The sequence below is a fragment of the Epilithonimonas tenax DSM 16811 genome, from assembly GCF_000428485.1.
In the GTDB taxonomy this organism is placed as follows: domain Bacteria; phylum Bacteroidota; class Bacteroidia; order Flavobacteriales; family Weeksellaceae; genus Epilithonimonas; species Epilithonimonas tenax.
The window spans coordinates 2,282-23,929 of record NZ_KE386755.1 but is presented as its reverse complement, the minus strand read 5'-3'; the positions used below and the strand labels follow the sequence as shown (position 1 = coordinate 23,929).

Sequence of the window (21,648 nt, the reverse complement as noted above, 5' to 3'; positions counted from 1 at the left end):
TATCAAAAACAAAAATATATTTTCAGAAAATCGAGAAAAAGAATAGAGACATTATTCTCTCAGCTTTGTGACCAATTTAAAATCAGAAACAACTACGCAAAATCATTTGAAGGTTTTAAAACAAGGATATTGAGCAAAATAACAGCATTAACTTTCATTCAATTTGTAAATGTTTTTGTATTTAATAGAAAAATGAATAATATTAAAATTGCATTAGTTTGATAATGCACTACGAGTTAGATTATTTTGATTTGATGGTGATCACAGTGCCTTGGAAGCCGAGGTCAAAAGTTGGGCTAAATTAAAAAACTTAAGGTTGGCGTCATCCTATTTCCTGAGTAATATATTATATTTGTGCCTATGAAATGGGAACAGATCATTGGCCAGCAGGCTCTCAAAAATGTATTACAGGATAGCATCCAGAATTCCAGAGTGGGTCACGCACAACTTTTCCTGGGAGAAGAGGGTTATGGCATTCTTCCTTTGGCTCTGGCAATGGCTCAGGAGATTTTTGAGAAAGAAAATCCGGCATCTGTTCATAAGGTAAAGAATCTGAATCACCTGGATCTTCATTTCAGTTTTCCTGTCTTTTCGGAAAAAAATGTGTCGCTCAGCAAACGTTACTTTGACCAATGGCGGGAAATGATCCTAGAAAATCCGTACTCATCTTTTGATGATTGGACAAGTTTCCTGGAGTCAGAAAACAAACAGTTTTTCATTTCCGCGGACGAGGCAGAAGATATTGGGCAGCGTTTTATGCTCAAGAGTTTTGAAGGTGGCAGCAAAATCCTCATCGTTTGGCGAGCCGATAAAATGAACGATTCTGCAGCCAACAAGATTCTGAAGTTTCTGGAAGAGCCGCCAAAGAATACCTACATCATTCTCTGTGCGCCTACAGCCAATGATATTTTGCCGACCATACTGTCCAGATGTCAGATCATCAATGTTCCAAGGATTACTGATGAAGATCTTTTGGCGCATTTCAAAAATCACAGTTCTGCAAAAGAACTAGTCTATCAGGCGCAAGGGGATTTTAATCTGGCAAAATTTTTATCAGAAAATAATGCAGGTGCTTCAGAATTTGAGACCTTATTTATACAATGGGTCAGAAATGCTTTTCAGGCCAAAAAAAAACCTGAGGTTCTCCGCGAGATCGTAAAATGGGCACGTCAGATATCCGAATGGAACCGTGAGAAGCAAATGAAATTCCTCAATTATTGTATCGAGATCTTTCGCCTGGCGATGCTGCAGAATTACGGTAATGATGATCTCGTTTACAAAAAACTTTCGGAAGGCAACTTCAACTGGTCAGCATTTTCCAAATTCATTCATGGCGCCAATATCGTATCTATTGTAGAGGAGATCACAGACGCTTCTTACCACATTTCCAGAAACGCCAATTCTAAGATTGTATTGACTGATATGGGAATTAAACTGACGAGGTATATCCACAAAGCTTCCAGCTAAATTTTAAGCTCGTTTCCTTACCAAGCAAACATTACCGGTGTTGTAGCTTGGTCGTTCTTCTGATAGAAGCACTCGATCATTCAATGCTTGAAAATTAATCAAACAAATGTTTGATTGAATGCTGTTTTTGATTTAACTTTGCAGCGTTAAAATAAAAACATGCCAACAAAAGAAGAACATATTATGATGGCTTCGGAAAAACTTTTCGCTGCCAATGGCTATAATGGAACTTCGGTTAGAGATATCGCAGCGAAAGCAAAAGTGAATGTATCGATGATCTCTTACTATTTCGGATCCAAAGAAAATCTGATGGAGGAACTTTTCAGATGGAGGATGGAAGAAGGTCTCAACTTTGCCAAAACGATTTACGGCAATCACGAATTGACAGAGATAGAAAAATTAGACGGTTTCATAGACAGTTATGTCGGAAGGGTGCAGAAACTGAAGGATTTCTTTATGATGGTGCACACTCAGCAGATCATCAGTCAGAACAAAAATATTCAGAATTTTTTGAAAGATTTTAAGATCAGTTACATAGAGATCAATCAGAATGTTGTAGAAAGTGGATTGGCCAGTGGGATTTTCACAAAAAGACCTTCTTACCATCTGATGCAGTGTACGATCACAGGAACGATCTTCAATGCCCTGCATGGGATCAAAATCTACAAAGAATACCTGAAAAAGCACAACAGCGATTTCGATGAAAAACAATACGAAAGCCAATACTTTCTAGAGGCAGCCAATCACGTGAAAACGATTGTAAGAGATTTGGTGGGCTATCAGGAAAAATAATTTAGACTCAATTATACATAAAATAATGCAAACAGTTAATCAATTTTTAACAGCAATTATGCTTCTAGGATCGTTTAGTTTCTTTTCTGCACAGGAAAAACGTACGATCAGTCTGGAAGAAGCGGTTAAATTAGGAATAGAAAACAGCAAGAATCTTAAAATAGATCAGGCTCAGATCGAAGAATCCACAGCCAACCTTTTGGCAGCGAAGAACAAGCAGCTACCAGAACTTACCGTTTCCGGAAGTTATCTTTACTTACCGCTGGAACCGAATATGAACGTCAAACTTCCCGGACTGGCAGCCGGAGCCGGTGGTGTGCGGGTCAATCAGGTGATGTACGGTTCTGCAAATGTCTCTGTCCCGATCTACTCAGGCGGAAGAATCAAGTACGGAATCAAATCTGCTGAATATCTGGTAGAAGCATCAAGACTAATTGCTGAAAACGATAAAAATGCGATTGCTTACAATATTTCTCAGGCTTACAACAACTTGTTCAAAGCGAATGAAGTGGTAAAACTTCTTAAGGAAAATCTGGAATCGTCTCAAAAAAGAGATCAATCTTTCATCAAATTGGAAAATAATGGTGTCATCGCAAGGAATGATCGGCTGAAAGCGCAACTCCAAACTTCGAATATCGAATTGCAATTGATGGAAGCGGAGAACAACTACAGCATTGCTAATATCAATATGGATCTTTTGTTGGGATTGCCAGACAACACGGACATTGCTGTTGATGCTGCTTATATTGGAGAAGATGACCTTACAAAACCAGACGATTACTATCTGAACCTAGCAAGAGAAACCAGAGATGATTTGAAAGCGCTGGATATGCAAAGAAAAGCGGCAGCACTGGGATCCAAATCTGCGAAAGCAGAAAATCTGCCTTCATTGGCTTTCACAGGTGGTTATGTTGCGGCAGATATTCCGAAACTTTTGACGATCACCAATGCAGTGAACGTGGGTGTTGGGATCCAGTACAACTTATCAAACATCTGGAAAAAAAATTCAAGATACGTGCAGGCAAAAGCCAGAGAACAGGAATTGGCAGCGAACAACGATTTGCTTAATGACAATATCACGCTGGAAGTGAAACGCGACTATCAGAATGATCTTTACGCCCACAAAAAGATCGACGTTTACCAAAGAGCACTGGAGCAGGCTGAGGAAAATTACAGAATTACACTCAATAAGTATAATGCCGGTCTGGAAACAATTACCAATCTTTTGGATGCTGACACAGCAAAGATCACGGCTAACGTCAATGTGATCACTTCAAAAGCCGATGCGGCCTTAGCACACAAAAAATTACTACAAACTACGGGAACAATGAATAATTGATTCGAACAAAACTTAATAATATTTATCATCTAACATTTAAAATCTCAAAAAAAAATGGCACAAGACAATATAAAATTTGAGCAGGGAGAAGTTCCTGTGAAAAAGAAAAAAAGTCCCGTTTTCTACATCGTTCTTACAGTTGCGATTTTGGCAGCGGCTTTCTTCGGTTTCAGACAATACCAATACGGACAAGCTCACGAGGAGACCGATGATGCACAGATTGCGGCAGATATAAGTCCTTTGATTTCCAAAATCTCCGGTTACATCTCCGCGGTTAAAGTGAAAGATAATCAATTTGTGAAAAAAGGAGATACTTTGATTATCCTGGACAACAGGGATCAGCAGATGGCTTTGTCTCAGGCAGAAGCGGCTTTGGGAACAGCCAACAGCAATGTGGCATCGGCTCGCGCAGGATCAGAAGCTGCAGCTTCAGGGATCAATAATTCCAGAGCAGCAGTGCAAACCGCCAATGCACAGATAGAGGCAGCAAAAGTCAATGTATGGAGAACACAGCAGGATATGAAAAGATATACTGAACTGGTAAAAGACCACACGATCACGCAACAACAATACGAGCAGGCTTCTGCGGCTTATCAGACAGCTCAGAAACAGCTTCAGGTATTGGTAGATCAGAAGAATCAGGCGAATGTTCAGACGGGTGTTGTGACTTCACAGTCCAATGCGACTTCTCAGAATGTAGGAATTGCCAATTCTACTTTGAAACAAAGACAAGTGGATGTGGAAAATGCAAAACTGAATCTTTCTTACACAGTAATTACAGCGAAAGAAAGTGGTTATGTTTCCAAAATCCCTGTTCAGGCAGGACAATTCATTCAAGCTGGTTCACAATTATTCAGTGTGGTATTGAGCAATCAAAAATGGATTGTAGCCAACTACAAAGAAACGCAGGTAGAGAAGATGGTAGAAGGGCAAAAAGTAGAGATCGAGATCGATGCTTATCCAGATCAGAAATTCCAGGGAACCATCAGCTCATTCTCTCCGGCAACAGGTTCTGCATTCGCATTGCTTCCTCCGGATAACGCCAGTGGAAACTTCGTAAAAGTAGTTCAGAGATTGCCAATCAAGATCACGTTTGACAATCTGGACGAGGATATTATGAAAAAACTACGCGTGGGAATGAATGTTCAGACCACCGTTTCTCTTAAGTAATTAAAAAATTAAGAGATTTTGATATTAGGAAATTCGATAATCTCTCAATTCATGAATTTCAAAATCTCTTAATAAAAAATAAAACAATGCAAAACGATTCATTAGTAGAATATGGATTCCGCCGAACCATTATTACCATCACTGCCATTATGTGCGCCCTTCTGGAAATCGTAGATTCTACGATCGTGAATGTGGCCCTTAATGAGATGAAAGGTAATCTTGGCGCCACACTTTCCGAAGTGGGCTGGGTCATCACCGCTTATGCCATTGGTAACGTGATTATCGTTCCGATGACCAGTTGGCTGTCCCAGCAGTTCGGGCGCAGAAACTACTTTGCAGCTTCCATCATTATATTCACGATTTTTTCTTTTCTCTGTGGTAATGCCTCCAACATTTGGGAATTGGTGTTTTTCCGATTGATGCAGGGGATTGGTGGTGGAGCACTTTTGGTAACTTCACAGACGATTATTACAGAATCTTATCCAGTTGAGAAAAGAAGTATGGCGCAGGCGATCTATGGTCTTGGCGTCATTATCGGGCCAACCTTGGGTCCGCCTTTGGGAGGTTACATTGTTGATAATTACAGCTGGCCTTATATTTTTTACATTAATATTCCTTTGGGAATCATTGCCACATTACTGACGATTCAGTTTGTGAAAAGTCCAAAATATGCCGAGAAACGTTCGATCTCAGATGTGGATTGGGCAGGAATCGGACTGTTGGCAGCCTTCGTAGGCTCATTACAATATATTTTGGAAAGAGGTCACGAGGACGATTGGTTTGAAAGCAAAGCCATTGTGTTCCTGACCTTCACAGCAGTGGTTGGATTTATCTTATTCATTTGGCGGGAACTGACCTTCAAATATCCGATTGTAGAACTGAGGGTTTTGAAGAATGGAAACCTGAGAATCGGAACCATTATGTCCTTCGTTTTAGGTTTTGGTTTGTATGGTTCTACCTTCATTGTTCCGCTTTACACGCAGAGTATTCTCGGCTGGACGGCCTTGCAATCTGGCGCTTTGATGATCCCTGCCGCATTGACCACCGCTTTTATGATGCCAATCATCGGGCAGTTGCTTACAAGAGGTGTCAAACAGCAGATCTTGGTCGCACTGGGATTATTGATCTTCTTTATTTATAGTTTCTGGGGTTATAAAATCATTACGCCGGACACAGGCAAAGACGCCTTCTTTTGGATGCTGATCGTCCGTGGAATGGGATTAGGATTATTGTTTATTCCGATCACCTCATTATCACTCAGTACTTTGAAAGGGCCGGAGATTGGTCAAGGAGCGGCATTTACAGGAATGATGCGTCAGCTTGGCGGTTCATTTGGTATTGCGGCAATCACAACTTTCATTGCCAACAAAAGTGAACTTTACAGAAGCACGCTGGTCGCACATTTGGATGTCAACGACTTGGATGTTCAGCAAAGAGTAGCGGGACTCAAAGCTAGTTTTATAGCCAAAGGAATGTCTCCGGACAAAGCAATCCAGTCTGCCTATCAGATTCTGGACTACGGCGTTACGAAACAAGCTACAGTACTGTCTTATATGGATGTTTTCCTTTATTTGGGATTGATGTTTTTGATCTGTATCCCATTCGTATTATTCGTAAGAGAACGCAAAGGCAAGGGCGAGAAGATTGACCTTAGCTCAGCGCATTAATATTTATTTTTAGTTATTGGTGTAAAACTCAGGATCAGAAATGGTTCTGAGTTTTTTTTGGCATTGATTTTACTATGAGTAAGTTAACTTTGACTCACTTCAAAAACCGAAACTATGATGCCTCTCTCTTCTCAGATGATTTACCTCTTTGTCATCGCACTTCCTGTCGCTTGCGTCGCCTGGACGGTCACACACGAAGAGATTTTCCGCGAACCCAGAGAATATTGTCAGAATATTTGTGGCACTGCGAAGTCGATCTTCAAACGTAAATTCTTTTACCTGTTCACTTGTGAGTATTGCTTCAGCCATTACATCAGCCTGGTATTTCTTATGATTACCCAGTACAAGTTGTTGTATGAAGATTGGCGTGGCTATCTTCTGGCATTTTTCGCACTCGTTTGGGTGGCAAATTGGTATATGAGCTTGTTCGGCTATCTGCGCCAAAGCCTGAAAGTCGAAAAGATAGAAGCCAACATCAAAGACATCGACCTCAAAGATCTGGAAAAAGACAAATAGGAGATTAAGGTTTGTCAGGAGCCGGGAACCTGCTTTCCGTTGCAATTCCTCGCAAGCCAGCCTGTCCTGAGCCTGTCGAATGGCCTGCTGTGGGATTTCCACTACAATCAGGGCTAGGGATTTTCGTGAAGGTCGGATTGGATGGGTTTCATTGAAAATTTGTTATAAATCAGTATTGATTTCTGAGCTTTAAGCTTGTACATTTGCCCATTATCAACGTGAAAATACAATGAATAATCTGAACGAAAAAGAAAAAATGCTGAGCGGAGAAATCTACGATGCGTCCGATAAACATTTAATCAAAGAAAGAAATCTGTCCAAAGACCTGTGTTTCGAGTACAACCACCTACAGCCTTCTAAGTTCAAGGAACGAAAAGCGTTAATCAAAAAACTCTTCGGAAAAACCGGAAAAATGTTCCATATCGAACAGCCGTTCTACTGCGATTACGGCTACAATATTGAGATTGGCGAGAACTTTTACACCAACGTCAATGTGGTGATTCTCGACTGTGCAAAAGTCACTTTTGGAGACAATGTGATGATTGCCCCAAACTGCGGATTCTACACGGCCGGACATCCTTTCGACGTCGAGCAGCGCAACAAAGCCTTGGAGTATGCTTATCCAATCACGGTAGGAAACAATGTCTGGATTGGCGCAGGCTGCAGCATCCTTCCCGGCGTTACGATTGGTGATAATACGGTCATCGGAGCGGGAAGTGTAGTCACAAAAGATATGCCTGCCAATGTTCTGGCCGTTGGAACACCTTGTAAAGTTATCCGAAAAATTTAGAATGTTTTAATTTTTTAATTTCTCCCAGATTCTGCAGCTTATTTGCATTACAACTCACTCGTTCAAGTAGGTTTTATGGCAGCAAGTGCGGATGGAAATGGCTTCAAAGCCAGCTTCGGAAAATTCTCAGTAAAGCATCTTCCCGATCAGCGCCGTCTGGAATGCTTGAAGAAAAATCAGAAGTAGATTTAAAACAAAACTCTCAGAAATCTAAATCTGAGAGTTTGTTTTTTATACTGCATCAAAAGTCTTAACCCTTGTTTTTTTTGCTCTTGGGTCTTTTTCACCCAATAAGATCCAAAAACTCCTGCTCATCCAGAATCGTAATTGTCCCAATATCCTGCGCTTTTTTCAGTTTGCTTCCGGCTTTTTCGCCTACAACCAGATAATTCAGGTTTTTAGAAACAGCAGAAATATTTTTTCCGCCGTGTTTTTCTACCATTTCTTCCGCAGATTCTCTTGTGAATAATGAGAGTTTTCCGGTGAATAGAAAAGTTTTGCTTTCTAAAGTGTTGGATAAAACTTCATTCGTGTTTTCTCCTTTTTCAAGCTGAACGCCATAAGATTTTAATCTTTCAAGCATCACAATATTTTCAGTATTATTAAAGAAATCAACGATGCTTACAGCTATCTTCATCCCAATATCTTCTACCTGGCAAAGTTCTTCCGCTGTCGCTTTTTTCAGATCATCAATTGTGTTGAAATTCTTCACCAATTTTTTGGCAACCGTTTCTCCAACGTGTTTGATGCCTATCCCGAACAAAACTTTTTCAAACGGAATTTCCTTAGATTTTTCAATTCCATCAATGATATTTTGTGCAGATTTTTCTGCCATTCTTTCTAAAGGCAGAAGTTGCTCTTTCGTTAAAGCATAAAAATCTGCCGGATTTTCTATCAGTTTTTCTCTGTACAACTGTTCAATGGTTTCTCCACCAAGATTATCAATATTCAAAGCTTTTCTGGAGACATAGTGAATCATTCTTCCCACAACCTGTGGAGGGCAGTGCAAATCGTTCGGACAAAAATGAATGGCTTGGTCTTCCAGTTTTATCAACTCTGTTCCACATTCTGGGCAGTTTTTAATGTATTCTATTTCTTTGCTTTGGGAAGTTCTTTTCTTTTCGTTCACGCCCACGATTTTAGGAATGATTTCGCCACCTTTTTCTACAAAAACAAAATCGTACTCGTGCAAACCTAGTTTTTTGATAATATCTTCATTGTGAAGTGAGGCACGTTTTACGGTTGTTCCTGCCAGCAAAACAGGTTTCAGATTGGCAACAGGTGTTATCGCCCCAGTTCTTCCGACTTGGTAAGAAACGCTTTGCAGCTCAGTTTCTACTTTCTCGGCTTTAAATTTGTACGCCATCGCCCAACGTGGAGATTTTGCTGTGTAACCCAATTGTCTTTGTTGTTTTAATGAATTCACTTTCAAGACAATCCCATCAATTTCAAAAGGAAGATGGTGTCTTTCTGTATCCCAGTAATTGATGAATTCTTTTATTTCATCAAGGTTTTTGCAAAGTTTTGCTTGTTCTGAAATGGTAAAACCCCAATCCTGAGCTTTGTGAAGCAATTCCCAATGGCTTTCTGCCGGAACTTCCTGCGAAATAAACTGGTACAAAACCGAAGAGAGCCTGCGTTTTCTTACCTCGCCGCTGTCTTGCATTTTTAAACTTCCGCTTGCTGTATTTCGTGGATTCATAAAAAGATCAAGACCTTCTTCCTCACGCTGCTTATTTATTTTATCAAAGTTTTTTCTCGTTAAATAAATTTCACCCCGCATAAAAAACTGTGCTGGGAAATTTCCGGTTAGTTTCAAAGGAATGTCTGAAATTGTTTTCACATTTGAAGTAATCTCATCACCCTGAAAACCGTCCCCACGGGTTACAGCTTGCATTAATTTTCCGTTTTCATATAAAATAGAAATCGATGCGCCGTCATATTTTAATTCGGCTACAAATTCTACGGGCTCATCAATGGTTTTAATAATTCTTTTTTCCCAATCTGCCAAGTCATCAAAATCATAAGAATTATCCAAAGAATACATTCTGAACTGATGCTGAACGGTACGGAAATTCTTCGTAATTCCGCCACCCACGCGTAAGGTTGGAGAATTGTCATCGTAAAATTCCGGATGTTTAGCTTCCAGATCCTGAAGTTCTTTTAATAACAAATCAAATTCAAGGTCAGAAATGGTAGCCACATCCAACAGATAATAGTTGTCGTTGTGCTGGTTGAGTTCTTTGCGGAGTTGTTCTATCTTTTGCTGAATGTTTTCGGACATTGGAAAATTTATTTAAAAGCAAAAATAACCAAAGTAAGCAAAATCTTTGATATTAAAATGAGTAATTTAGTCACTCAGAAAATTATATTAATGAAGAAAGTCATTGGCGGTTTAACTTTAATCACAACTATGTGTATGAATGCCCAAACACAAATCATAGCGCACAGAGGCTATTGGCAAACCCAACCTGCAACGACAGAAAACTCGTTAAAAGCTTTGGAGAACGCTCAGAAGCTGAAAATCTATGGTGCAGAATTCGATGTCAGGATGTCGAAAGACGGCATTCTCGTCGTCAACCATGATGAACACCACGGTAGCATGGAAATCTCGACAACTGATTTTAAAACTTTAGCAAAACTGAAATTGGCGAATGGTGAACCATATCCTACGCTGGCAGATTATCTCAAACAAGGAAAAAAGGACGCGTCTGTAAAATTGATTGTTGAAATAAAACCGGCAAAGACCCCTGGATTGGAAAATGAGATGGTTAAAAAAACCATTCAACTAGTGAAAGATTTGAAGCTGGATTCCCAAACCGAATTTATCTCATTCAGTCTTAATATCTGTAAGGAAATTAAGAAATTGGAGTCAAAATTCAAAGTGCAGTACCTTGAAGGAGATCTCTCTCCACAACAGATCAAAAACGAAGGACTGGATGGTATCGATTACCATTACAGCATTTTCGAAAAGAATCCAACGTGGATCGCGGAAGCCAATGAGCTGGGTTTGATGACCAATTCCTGGACAGTCAATGATCTCGAAGTTTATAAAAAACTGAAAGAGCAAGGAATTGGATTCGTTACCACCAATATTCCTGACCAATTGAAAGGTCAATAAATAATCCAATTGCTAATAAATTAACTCGCCAATCGATATTCTAAATGATAAACTTGTATTAAATCATTTAACTTTATTCTGTCTTTAAACAGACGTTTGGTAAATTTGTAGCTTCAAAATCTTATTATGAATTTAAAAGGAAAAAATGCCATCGTAACAGGTGGCGGTAGAGGCTTAGGAAAAGCCGTTGCTATGATTCTTGCCAATGAAGGCGTGAACGTAGGTATCACAGGAAGAAACGAAAATTATCTTAAAATAGCAGCAAACGAACTGAAAGCAACTGGCGTGAACGTAGCTTACGCGGTTTTCAGCGTGGACAATGAATTAGAAGTAAAAGCAGGTATAGAATCTCTTGCCAATCAATTGGGAGGTGTGGATATTCTGGTGAATAATGCCGGCATCGGAGACTTCGGAAGCATAGAGGAGATGCCTTCTGAAACTTGGGAACAGGTCATCAAAACCAATCTTTTCGGTGTGTATTATGTGGCAAAAGCGGTTTATCCATTTTTGAAAGAAAAAGGACAGGGCGATATCGTCAACGTAGCATCCACAGCCGGACTGAAAGGCGGCCCCAATATGTCAGCTTATGCCGCTTCCAAAGCAGCAGTGGTTTCTTTGTCACAATCGATGATGGCAGAGTGGAGAAAACAGAACATCCGTGTGATTACTTTGACACCCAGTACAATCGCCTCTGATATGTCTATCCAAGGCGGTTTGACAGACGGTAACCCGGACAAAGTGCTTCAACCGGAAGACTTTGCAGAATGGGTGAGAGATATTTTGAAAATGAACAGACGTGCACTGATCGCCAACGGTTCTATTTTCTCTACGAATCCGTAAGGGTAATAATTATAGCGCAAAAGCGGTTTTACAACAATGTAGAACCGCTTTTTTTTATGCCGTCATTCTTTTCTTTTCAATACCTTTCCCCGCGGCTCATTACCTTCATAAAGCGCAATTTCTGAATGGAGAAATTGGGCGGCAGCAGCAGAATCTTCCACTTTAACAGAACTGCGTTCAATCATTTCTGATTCGAAATCAGATAGGACGCTTTTTCTGATTCCAGCCGTTTGCCATTGTGATAATGGTCTGCATTTTTTTGATATTTCACGAGCCAGCAACAACGCATCCAACAAAGCCTGATTGGCACCTTGACCTTTGAAAGGACTCATTGGATGTGCTGCATCGCCTATTAATGTAGCTTTTCCAGCGTTTTTTAACAATTCCGGAGTGAGCATGGCGCGGTCATAAACGGGATATCCGGAAATATGAGCCGGCAAAGTGGCGTTCAGAATGTCAGGGATAGGACTGTGCCAGTTTGTCCGCCGGATCGCTTCTTCTTTAAGAGCTTCGGAGCCTTTGGAACTGAGGTTTTTAGCATCCTTTTCGGCCATCGGAAAACTGAGTTGCCACATCACCGAATGGGCATCAAAGGGCATCATATAAATCCGCTCGTTTCCATTGGCGGTCTGAAAAACGGTGGCCGAATCCAATAAGGAATTGTCCGTATTTTCCAGTGCGTTTAACGGACAAATGCCCAAAATCACAATACAATCCAGATAACGCAGAGGGGAAAGGTCTTCGCCAATCAAAATATTTCGCACTGCACTTCGGATACCGTCCGCACCAACAATGAGATCTGTTTTTTCTGTTTTTGATTCACCATTGACCAAGAAGTTGAGATCTGTTCTTCCCTCATTATTTTCATTAAAATCAATCAGCTGGTGTCCCCATTGTATCGTTTCATGGCCTCCCAACTGATGGATAAGCGCCGAACGTAAGTCCTGTCTGGCGATATGAATGTTGGTTTTTTTCGGGGTTTGTCTTTCGGGATTTTGCATCCATTTTCTCATGCCCCATTCGGCAATCACTTTTCCTTCTGGAGTATGCACCAGATGCCTCGTGGAGACCACACCTTTTTCTAAACTAAAGATCCCAAAACCTTCAATGGCTTTGCTGGCTTGCTGCAAAGTCAATCCGTAGCCTTGTGACCGCTCATTAAAACTATGGTCACGTTCGTAAATGGTAAACGGAATGCCGCGGTGCAGACAAGCCACCGCTAGTGCAACACCACCAATTCCGCCACCTATGATGGCGACGTGGGGGAGATGTTCTGTATCTGCAGCAGGAGAACGATCAGAGGGAATCAATCCAGAACCTAAACAAACAGGACAAGTGTATAGATGCGCTTCTGGACGAACAGGTGCGGTGCCTTTGCCATTTGTTTTCTCAAAAATTTCCAGGTCAGATTGGTAGCGAAGTCTCACACTTTTTTTGATTCTCCGCTTTTTCTTTCCGAGACCCAGACATTCTTGGCAGGTCGTAAAACAAGGTGTTTTGTTTGGCATTTTATGATGGTGATTTTTGCTTAACTTAATGATTTGGATGGTATTAAAAAATCATCGTCAGCTGAATCCTTTTTCGCGCTTCATCTACTTCTACGACTTTGACCTGAACGTGCTGGTGGAGTTTTACCACCTCATTCACATCTGATATATAACCTTCTTTCAACTGCGAAATATGAACCAGTCCGCTTTCCTTGATTCCCAAATCTACAAAACATCCAAAGGCGGTGATGTTGTTGACGATTCCCGGAAGCACCATTCCTGGATTTAAGTTTTTAATGGATTTTACATTTGGGTCAAACTCAAAAACTTTGGCCGCTTTCCTGGGATCCAATCCAGGTTTTTCGAGTTCTTTTAAAATATCTCTAATGCCGAGTATTCCAATTTCAGGCGTGGTGTATTTTTCAGGATCAATGAGCGCTATTTTTTCTTTATTGGAGATCAGTTCTTCCGTTTTCAGGCCCAGATCTTTCGCCATTTTTTCAATGGTTTTGTAGGCTTCCGGATGCACTGCAGAATTATCCAAAGGATTTTTAGCATTCTTAATTCTTACAAAAGCTGCTGCTTGCTGGTATGCTTTTTCGCCCAGTCGAGGAACTTTTTTAAGTTCTTTTCTTTCCGTAAAAGCACCGTGTTCTGTTCGGTAATTCACGATGTTTTCCGCCATTTTCTCTCCAATGCCAGAGACATAGCTGAGCAGAGATTTACTCGCTGTATTGAGGTTGATCCCAACTGAGTTTACCGATCGGATGACGGTGTTGTCTAATTCCTCTTTGAGTTTGGTCTGGTCTACATCGTGCTGATATTGCCCAACACCAATGGATTTGGCGTCTATCTTTACCAGTTCTGCCAACGGATCTGCCAGTCTTCTTCCGATAGAAACAGCTCCTCGTACGGTTACATCATAATTCGGGAACTCGTCTCTTGCGATTTTGCTGGCAGAATAGATGGAGGCGCCAGCTTCTGAAACCACAAAAACCTGGATCGGTTTATCAAAGGCAATTTTCTTGATGAAGAATTCGGTTTCTCTGCCTGCCGTTCCGTTCCCGATAGAAATGGCCTGAATGTTATAGGCATTTACCATAGAGCGAATCTTCTTCATCGCCATTCCGGTTTCGTTCTGTGGTGCGTGTGGATAGATGGTTTCATTGTTTAGAAGGTCGCCTTTTTCATCTAGGCAGACCACTTTACAACCTGTTCTGAAGCCTGGATCGATGGCCAAAATCCTTTTCTCTCCCAACGGTGAAGCCAGTAACAATTGCTGAAGATTCTCAGAGAAAACCTCGATGGCTTTGGTATCTGCTTTTTCTTTTGCTTCCTGCAAGGCCTCATTGGAAATGGCAGGTTCTAAGAGCCTTTTGTAAGAATCTGCAATGGCGAGTTTGATGTGTTTGGTCGCAGAATTGTTGCTTTTGATCAGTGCATTTTCCATCAGTTCCAATGCTTCTTCTTTATCAATATCGACAGAAGTTTTCACAAAACCTTCATTCTCTGCACGCAGCATTGCCAACAATCTGTGACTTGGGATTCTGTTCAGCGCTTCTTGCCATTCGAAGTATTGCGAAAATTTCTGAGCCGCCTCATCCTCCTTTTTTGCTTTTACGGCTTTGGAAGTGATCATTGCTTTTCTTTGAAACAGTCTTCTCAGATTTTTACGGATGTACAGATTCTCATTGATCCATTCTGCTATTATATCTCTGGCACCTTGCAGGGCTTCGGCTTCATCTGTCACATCTTGGCTGAGATACTTTCTAGCCAGGACTTCCACATTTTCACCGCGTTGGCTCATAATGATCTTTGCCAAGGGTTCCAGACCTTTTTCTCTCGCCGCATCAGCCTTAGTTTTTTTGCGTTTTTTATAGGGCAGATAGAGATCTTCCAATTCCTGGAGGTCAAAGCTCTGTTCTATTTTTTGCTGGAGTTCAGGATTTAGGGCATTTTGTTCCTTAACAGATTTTAGGATGCTTTCTTTCCTTTTGATGATCTCCCCGAACTGCTTATTCAGTTTAAAGATGGTCTCGATGGCGACCTCGTCCAGATTACCGGTTTGGTCTTTTCTGTAACGGGCAATGAAGGGAATGGTACAGTCTTCGGAAAGTAATTTTAACGTTGCGTGGATGCTTTTTTCGGGTATGTTGAGTTGTTGTTGAATAAATGCAATCGACTTCATTGTTTGAATGTATTAAATAAAAAATACCCCGCAGATAGGCGAGGTGCTAAATGTTTTCACAACGGAATAATCCTTATTGTGAATTGCTTTCGGATACAAATGTAGAAATTAATTATTTATATTGTTTACGGTTTCCCGTATTTCTATGAATTTTTTTCTTTTTAATTTTAGGAGTTTCAATTAAACTAAATAGTTATGACAAAAAATATTCTTGGATTAGACTTGGGAGTTTCATCAATCGGTTGGGCTTATGTTCAGGAAGATGATAAAAATTCTGCGAATAATAAAATCATCAAGTTAGGAGTTCGTGTAAATCCTTTGACTGTTGATGAACAAATAAATTTCGAAAAAGGAAAACCGATTACAACCAATGCGGGAAGAACTTTAGCAAGAGGAGCAAGAAGAAATCTGCAAAGGTTTAAGTTGAGGAGAGCTAATGTTATTGATGTTTTGACAAAGGGAAATATCTTGAAAGATGGTGATTTGCTTACAGAAGTTGGGAAAAACTCTACGTTTCAAACTCAGGAATTAAGAGCAAAATCTGCGAAAGAAAAAATCGAACTTTCAGATTTTGTGAGGGTTTTACTTTTAATTAATAAAAAAAGAGGCTATAAAAGCAGTAGAAAAGCAAAGAACGAAGATGAAGGACAAATCATTGACGGAATGGCGGTTGCTAAAAAATTATATGAAGAAAGCCTGACTCCAGGAGAATATTCTTACCAACTTTTAATAGAAGGGAAGAAGCAATTGCCAGATTTTTATCGTTCTGATTTACAATCTGAATTTGATAAAGTATGGAAATTTCAAAAGCAATTTTATTCTGAAATCTTAATTGATGAACTTTATAAAGAACTACAAGCAAAAAATAAAAATGCGACGTGGGCAATTTTGAAAGAACCGTTTTCTCTTGTTGGAATCAAACAAATGGGAACTATGCAGGAGAAAAAGATTGAAAAATATCTTTGGAGAAGTGAAGCTGCAAAAAAACAATTGGATTTTGAAAGCTTAGCTGTCGTGTTTCAAGAGATTAACAGTAACCTAAATAATTCTAGCGGCTATCTCGGCGCAATAAGTGATCGAAGTAAAGAATTGTATTTTAATCATATGACTGTTGGTGAATATCTTTATCAACAACTTAAAGCAAACCCTCATACCAAACTTAAAAATCAAGTTTTTTATCGACAGGATTATTTGGATGAATTTGAAAAAATATGGGAGACACAATCTCAATATCATTCAGAATTAACCAAGGAATTAAAAGAACAAGTTCGTGATGTCGTGATTTTCTATCAGAGAAAACTCAAATCCCAAAAAGGTTTAATTAGTATTTGCGAATTTGAGAACAGAGAAATTGAAATCATAGAAAACGGAAAAACAAAGAAGAAAACAGTAGGATTAAAGGTTGCTCCTAAATCTTCGCCATTGTTCCAAGAGTTTAAAATTTGGCAAGTTTTAAATAATCTGCAATTTCAAAATTTAGAAACAAAAGAAATTTTCCCAATCGATTTAGATTTCAAACAATCAATTTTTGATGAAGTTAATGTCAAAGGAAGACTTTCTGCAAAAGAGGTTTTAGATATTGTAGGTTATTCCGGTAAAGAATGGAAAACTAATTTTAAAGATATTGAAGGCAATAATACCAATGAAAATCTATACACTGCTTTTCTGAAAATTATTGCTAATGAAGGAAAAGAATTCCCAAAAGAGTTTAAGTTAACGATTGAAGACGATATTAAAGTTACTAAGATTCATTCTTCTGCAAGTAAAATAAAAGAATTTGTAAAAGAGAATTTTTCGTCATTAGGAATAAATACATCAATATTAGATTTTAATCCAGAATTTGACGGAAAAGATTTTGAGAAGCAAAGTTCCTATCAGCTTTGGCATTTATTGTATTCTTACGAAGGCGATGATTCTGCTTCTGGTAATGAAAAATTATATGAGCTTCTGGAGAAGAAATTTAGCTTTAAAAAAGAACATTCCAAAATATTGGCAGAAATTGGTTTCTCTCCAGATTATGGAAGTTTGAGTTCAAAAGCGATGCGAAAGATTTGCACTTATATCAAAGAGCATAAATACAGCGACGCTTGTAATTTAGCTGGTTATAATCACTCTAAAAATTCATTGACTAAAGAACAATTAGCAAATAGAATTTTAAAAGAAAAACTAGAAATTCTTCCAAAAAATTCTTTGAGAAATCCTGTGGTTGAAAAGATTTTGAATCAAATGATAAATGTGGTCAATGAAGTATCCAAAGAATACGGAAGACCAGACGAAATAAGAATTGAGCTAGCAAGAGAACTGAAAAAAAATGCAGAGGAGCGTGCAAATATGACTTCTGAAATTGGCAAAGCAACCTTGCTTCATCAAAAATATGCAGAAATATTACAGAAAGAATATGGGATAAAAGTACCATCAAGAAACGATATTATTCGGTACAAACTGTATTTGGAGCTGGCAAATAACGGTTTTAAAGATTTATACACAGGTCAAAAAATAGAAAAGGAAAACATTTTTACCGACAAATATGATATTGACCATATTATCCCGCAATCTCGATTTTTTGATGACAGTTTTTCAAATAAAGTTTTGGTACCGAGAGGTGCAAATCTTAAAAAAGGAAACGCAACTGCATTTGATTATTTGGAAATGGAAGGGAAAGATCAACTGGAAAAATTCCTCAACACCATCAAAGATTTGTTTGATAAAAGTTTGATTTCTAAAGCTAAATTTGAAAAACTTCAGAAAAAAGGAAGTGAAATTGGAGATGGTTTTATACAAAGAGATTTACGAGATACACAGTATATAGCGAAAAAAGCAAAAGAGATTCTTTTCGAAATTACCAATTCTGTGGTTTCTACATCAGGAAGAATCACAGATAAATTACGTGAGGATTGGAATCTCGTCAACACAATGAAAGAACTTAATCTCGATAAATACAGGAAATTAGGTTTAACGGAAACGGTAATTAATTCTAAAGGAGAAGAAAAAGAAAGAATTACGGATTGGAGTAAAAGAAATGATCATCGCCATCACGCAATGGACGCTTTGACAGTAGCTTTTACGACGCATAATCATATACAATATTTGAATCATTTGAATGCTAGAAAAGATGAAAAGCATAATCAGCATATCATTATTTCAAACATTGAAAATCTTATTACAAAAGTCTATGAAAAGAAAAATGGTTCTACTAAAAGAAAGTTTGTAGAACCGATTCATAATTTTAGAATTGAAGCCAAAAAGCATTTAGATGAAATATTGATTTCTCACAAAACGAAAAATAAGGTTGTTACCAAAAACATCAATAAAACCAAGAAAAAGGGTGGAGTAGTTGCTAAAGTAGTGTTGACACCGAGAGGTCAACTTCATAAAGAAACTATTTATGGAAGCTCGAAATTTCTTAAAACTAAAGAAGAAAAAGTATCGGGGAAATTTGATTTGGAAACCATTAACAAAGTTCAGAATGAGAAATTTAGAATTGCTTTATTAGAAAGATTAAAAGAATTTAATGGAGATTCTAAAAAAGCATTTACAGGAAAAAATGTGTTGGCAAAAAATCCGATTTATTTGAATGAAGAAAAGACTGAACAAGTTTCTGAAAGTGTAATTCTGGCTTGGTACGAAAAGGCTTATACCATTAGGAAAGCAGTAAATTCTGATAATTTTAAAGATTATAAAAACCTTGAAAAAGTAATTGATAATGGCGTAAAAGAAATCTTAAAAAATCGTCTGGATGCATTTAAGGGTAATGCAAAAGAAGCATTTTCTGATTTAGAAAAAAATCCGATTTGGTTGAATGAGTCCAAAGGAATAGCCATAAAAACAGTTACCATAACGGGAATCAATAATGCAGAAACTTTGCATTACAAAAAAGACCATTTTGGAAAAGAAATTCTAGATGAAAATGGTAAAAGAATAGCCGTTGATTTTGTAAGTACTGGAAATAATCATCACGTTGCTATTTATGAAGATGCAGATGGAAATTTGCAGGAAAGAGTAGTGAGTTTCTACGAAGCTGTTGAAAGAGTGAATCAGGGGCTTTCAATTATCGATAAAGAATATAATTCTGGATTAGGATGGAAGTTTCTTTTTACAATGAAGCAGAATGAAATGTTTTTGTTTCCATCAGAAGATTTTAATCCAAAAGAAAATGATTTATTTGATGAAAAGAATCTGAGTTTGATTTCTAAGAATATGTTTAGAGTACAAAAGTTTGGGGAATTATCTAAGTCAGGTTTTTGGTTTAGACATCATTTGGAAACATCAGTGGAACTTAAAAAAGAATTGAGAAGTACTTCTTATTTAGATTTTTACAGTAAAGATTTTATGAAAACTATTGTTAAAGTAAGATTGAATCATCTTGGAAAAATAGTTCAAATAGGCGAATATTAAAATCTAAAATATGATCACCCGCACCATCTACATCGGCAATCCTGCTTATCTCAAACTCAAAGACGAGCAAATGTACATTCTTTGTCCCGAAACCAAAGAAATGAAAGGCAAAGTCCCTGTCGAAGATTTAGGATTGTTGATGTTGGATCACTTCCAGATCACCATTTCGCATCAGCTCATCCAAAAAATGATGGGAAATAATGTGGTGGTTGTAAGTTGCGATGCGCATCATTTGCCACACGGAATTATGCTTCCGCTGTATGGCCATACTGAACATTCAGATAGAATAAAAGACCAGTTAGAAGCCAGCGAACCCCTCAAAAAACAACTATGGAAACAGACCGTTGAATGTAAAATTGAAAATCAAAAAGAAGTTTTAAGACGTTTGGGAAATTATTACGAACCGATGATTGATTATCAAAATAATGTAAAAAGTGGCGACATCACCAATATGGAAGGCATCGCCGCACAGCATTATTGGAAGTATCTCATCAGTTTAGATTTTCTCAGACAACGTTTCGGCGATTCACCCAATCAGTTCTTCAATTTCGGATATGCTGTTCTCAGAAGTATTGTGGCACGGGCTATTGTGGAAACCGGACTGCTTCCCGTTCTCGGGATCTTCCATAAAAATAAATACAATCCTTACTGTCTCGCTGATGATTTGATGGAGCCCTATCGTCCTTTTGTAGATTTATTAGTAATGGATTGGCTGGCAAAGAACCCGAACGTTGAGGAACTTACAAAAGAATTCAAATTACACATCCTACAAATTGCAACCAAAGATGTGTTGATAGACACGAAAACAAGACCCTTGTTGGTGGCGGTAAAAACCACTGCTTCTTCGCTTTATAAATGCTATACAGGAGAAAAAAGGCTGATTTCTTATCCTGAATTCAAATAAATGGATAGTATGGATATTGTACTTTTTACATCGTACATAATACAATAAAAAATGAATGCCGAAAGGTTTAATGCTTACAGAATTATGTGGGTTTTAGTATTATATGACTTGCCGACAGAAACTAAAACCAATATGCGGGATGCCAATAAATTCCGCAAAGGTTTGCTGGATGATGGTTTTACGCTTTTTCAGTTTTCAATGTATGTTCGCCACTGTCCGAGCCGAGAAAATGCAGAAGTTCACATTAAAAGGGTAAAGTTTATGCTTCCAAAAGCGGGTAAGGTGGCCATAATGTGTATTACCGACAAACAGTTTGGTGACATTGAAATTTTCTTTGCCAGAAATAAAGAAGAACCTCCACCAACCTTCCAGCAGCTAGAATTGTTCTAAATTTTGAATCCTAAAAACAAAAATAATCTACTGATTTTCAGTAGATTATTTTTTGAGGTTGTTGTGTATCCCAAAGATACTTAAAAATGAAAGCAATTCACAACCGGAATGTTGATTGTTTAATCTTCTTGCTGGTTGTTGTGTATCCCAAAGATACTTAAAAATGAAAGCAATTCACAACAAGTGAGGCTAATTCCCATTTTCTTCATTCGTTGTTGTGTATCCCAAAGATACTTAAAAATGAAAGCAATTCACAACACTTATGGTGCAAAATAGCTGAACCGGTTTGTTGTTGTGTATCCCAAAGATACTTAAAAATGAAAGCAATTCACAACGGGAAAGTGTTGCACCGTTTTTGCCCTCAAGTTGTTGTGTATCCCAAAGATACTTAAAAATGAAAGCAATTCACAACAGCCTGAGCCTATAACTTTCAGCTTCATCAGTTGTTGTGTATCCCAAAGATACTTAAAAATGAAAGCAATTCACAACGGTTAAAAACTACAGCAGCTGGCCAACAAAGTTGTTGTGTATCCCAAAGATACTTAAAAATGAAAGCAATTCACAACTTTTTGTGGAATCTTT

Annotated in this window: 16 protein-coding genes and 1 CRISPR repeat array; of the genes, 13 read left to right on the top strand and 3 right to left on the bottom strand. The window is 38.5% G+C overall.

The genetic code is table 11. From position 1 onward, the window contains the following. The 8 genes from F564_RS19775 to F564_RS0118415 all read left to right on the top strand — a co-directional run. Positions 1–222 (top strand): transposase (locus F564_RS19775; protein ID WP_154656929.1); only part of this gene is annotated, 222 nt, incomplete at its 5' end. Between the two features lie 138 nt (positions 223–360). Then, positions 361–1,467 carry a DNA polymerase III subunit gene (locus F564_RS0118445; RefSeq protein WP_028123860.1) on the top strand — a complete coding sequence of 369 codons (1,107 nt, stop codon included), beginning with the start codon at positions 361–363 and terminating at the stop codon, positions 1,465–1,467. A gap of 159 nt (positions 1,468–1,626) precedes the next feature. Then, entirely contained in the window at positions 1,627–2,259 is a 633-nt protein-coding gene (locus F564_RS0118440) for a TetR/AcrR family transcriptional regulator (protein WP_028123859.1), read from the top strand. 25 nt (positions 2,260–2,284) lie between these two features. Then, a complete protein-coding gene (locus F564_RS0118435) occupies positions 2,285–3,598 on the top strand; it encodes a TolC family protein (RefSeq protein WP_034982062.1) in 1,314 nt (437 codons plus the stop codon). 54 nt (positions 3,599–3,652) lie between these two features. Further along, a complete protein-coding gene (locus tag F564_RS0118430) occupies positions 3,653–4,768 on the top strand; it encodes an HlyD family secretion protein (protein ID WP_034982060.1) in 1,116 nt (371 codons plus the stop codon). 86 nt (positions 4,769–4,854) lie between these two features. Then, complete coding sequence (locus tag F564_RS0118425) at positions 4,855–6,435, top strand: DHA2 family efflux MFS transporter permease subunit (protein ID WP_028123856.1); 1,581 nt, start codon at positions 4,855–4,857, stop codon at positions 6,433–6,435. Between the two features lie 114 nt (positions 6,436–6,549). Beyond that, positions 6,550–6,951 carry a hypothetical protein gene (locus F564_RS20370; protein ID WP_228373943.1) on the top strand — a complete coding sequence of 134 codons (402 nt, stop codon included), beginning with the start codon at positions 6,550–6,552 and terminating at the stop codon, positions 6,949–6,951. Positions 6,952–7,180: 229 nt separating this feature from the next. After that, positions 7,181–7,741, top strand: a complete 561-nt coding sequence (locus tag F564_RS0118415; RefSeq protein ID WP_034982058.1) for a sugar O-acetyltransferase — start codon at positions 7,181–7,183, stop codon at positions 7,739–7,741. A gap of 283 nt (positions 7,742–8,024) precedes the next feature. On the opposite strand, the gene ligA is transcribed toward F564_RS0118415, so the two are convergent. Continuing rightward, positions 8,025–10,025 (bottom strand): NAD-dependent DNA ligase LigA, encoded by a 2,001-nt coding sequence (ligA, locus tag F564_RS0118405; protein ID WP_028123853.1) that lies wholly within the window; start codon positions 10,023–10,025, stop codon positions 8,025–8,027. Positions 10,026–10,082: 57 nt separating this feature from the next. On the opposite strand from ligA, the gene F564_RS0118400 reads away from it, so the two are divergent. Further along, complete coding sequence (locus F564_RS0118400) at positions 10,083–10,862, top strand: glycerophosphodiester phosphodiesterase (RefSeq protein ID WP_228373942.1); 780 nt, start codon at positions 10,083–10,085, stop codon at positions 10,860–10,862. Positions 10,863–10,988: 126 nt separating this feature from the next. Then, positions 10,989–11,702: a 3-ketoacyl-ACP reductase gene (locus tag F564_RS0118395; RefSeq protein ID WP_028123851.1), complete on the top strand. Its 714-nt coding sequence runs from the start codon at positions 10,989–10,991 to the stop codon at positions 11,700–11,702. Positions 11,703–11,764: 62 nt separating this feature from the next. Here the strand turns inward: F564_RS0118395 and F564_RS0118390 are convergent, their stop codons facing one another. Together F564_RS0118390 and F564_RS0118385 are read right to left on the bottom strand one after the other, a co-directional pair. Then, a complete protein-coding gene (locus F564_RS0118390) occupies positions 11,765–13,210 on the bottom strand; it encodes an FAD-dependent monooxygenase (RefSeq protein ID WP_028123850.1) in 1,446 nt (481 codons plus the stop codon). A 43-nt stretch (positions 13,211–13,253) separates the two neighbouring features. Next, a complete protein-coding gene (locus F564_RS0118385) occupies positions 13,254–15,377 on the bottom strand; it encodes a Tex family protein (protein WP_028123849.1) in 2,124 nt (707 codons plus the stop codon). Between the two features lie 195 nt (positions 15,378–15,572). On the opposite strand from F564_RS0118385, the gene cas9 reads away from it, so the two are divergent. Genes cas9 through cas2 form a run of 3 tightly spaced genes read left to right on the top strand, consistent with a single transcriptional unit; the run spans position 15,573 to position 21,066 of the window. After that, entirely contained in the window at positions 15,573–19,772 is a 4,200-nt protein-coding gene (cas9, locus tag F564_RS0118380; RefSeq protein WP_028123848.1) for a type II CRISPR RNA-guided endonuclease Cas9, read from the top strand. Between the two features lie 10 nt (positions 19,773–19,782). Continuing rightward, positions 19,783–20,676, top strand: a complete 894-nt coding sequence (gene cas1 / locus F564_RS0118375; RefSeq protein ID WP_028123847.1) for a type II CRISPR-associated endonuclease Cas1 — start codon at positions 19,783–19,785, stop codon at positions 20,674–20,676. A gap of 51 nt (positions 20,677–20,727) precedes the next feature. After that, positions 20,728–21,066: a CRISPR-associated endonuclease Cas2 gene (gene cas2, locus F564_RS0118370; RefSeq protein WP_028123846.1), complete on the top strand. Its 339-nt coding sequence runs from the start codon at positions 20,728–20,730 to the stop codon at positions 21,064–21,066. A 57-nt stretch (positions 21,067–21,123) separates the two neighbouring features. Further along, positions 21,124–21,632: a CRISPR direct-repeat array (repeat unit 47 nt; unit sequence GTTGTTGTGTATCCCAAAGATACTTAAAAATGAAAGCAATTCACAAC). Positions 21,633–21,648: the final 16 nt, after the last annotated feature.

Bases quoted from the DNA above. Each gene is read 5' to 3' on its own strand.
- F564_RS0118445 (WP_028123860.1), top strand. From the start codon at position 361: ATGAAATGGGAACAGATCATTGGCCAGCAGGCTCTCAAAAATGTATTA.
- cas2 (WP_028123846.1), top strand. From the start codon at position 20,728: ATGAATGCCGAAAGGTTTAATGCTTACAGAATTATGTGGGTTTTAGTA.
- F564_RS0118415 (WP_034982058.1), top strand. From the start codon at position 7,181: ATGAATAATCTGAACGAAAAAGAAAAAATGCTGAGCGGAGAAATCTAC.
- F564_RS0118395 (WP_028123851.1), top strand. From the start codon at position 10,989: ATGAATTTAAAAGGAAAAAATGCCATCGTAACAGGTGGCGGTAGAGGC.
- F564_RS0118435 (WP_034982062.1), top strand. From the start codon at position 2,285: ATGCAAACAGTTAATCAATTTTTAACAGCAATTATGCTTCTAGGATCG.
- F564_RS0118430 (WP_034982060.1), top strand. From the start codon at position 3,653: ATGGCACAAGACAATATAAAATTTGAGCAGGGAGAAGTTCCTGTGAAA.
- ligA (WP_028123853.1), bottom strand. From the start codon at position 10,025: ATGTCCGAAAACATTCAGCAAAAGATAGAACAACTCCGCAAAGAACTC.
- F564_RS20370 (WP_228373943.1), top strand. From the start codon at position 6,550: ATGATGCCTCTCTCTTCTCAGATGATTTACCTCTTTGTCATCGCACTT.
- F564_RS0118425 (WP_028123856.1), top strand. From the start codon at position 4,855: ATGCAAAACGATTCATTAGTAGAATATGGATTCCGCCGAACCATTATT.
- F564_RS0118400 (WP_228373942.1), top strand. From the start codon at position 10,083: ATGAGTAATTTAGTCACTCAGAAAATTATATTAATGAAGAAAGTCATT.
- F564_RS0118440 (WP_028123859.1), top strand. From the start codon at position 1,627: ATGCCAACAAAAGAAGAACATATTATGATGGCTTCGGAAAAACTTTTC.
- cas1 (WP_028123847.1), top strand. From the start codon at position 19,783: ATGATCACCCGCACCATCTACATCGGCAATCCTGCTTATCTCAAACTC.
- cas9 (WP_028123848.1), top strand. From the start codon at position 15,573: ATGACAAAAAATATTCTTGGATTAGACTTGGGAGTTTCATCAATCGGT.
- F564_RS0118390 (WP_028123850.1), bottom strand. From the start codon at position 13,210: ATGCCAAACAAAACACCTTGTTTTACGACCTGCCAAGAATGTCTGGGT.
- F564_RS0118385 (WP_028123849.1), bottom strand. From the start codon at position 15,377: ATGAAGTCGATTGCATTTATTCAACAACAACTCAACATACCCGAAAAA.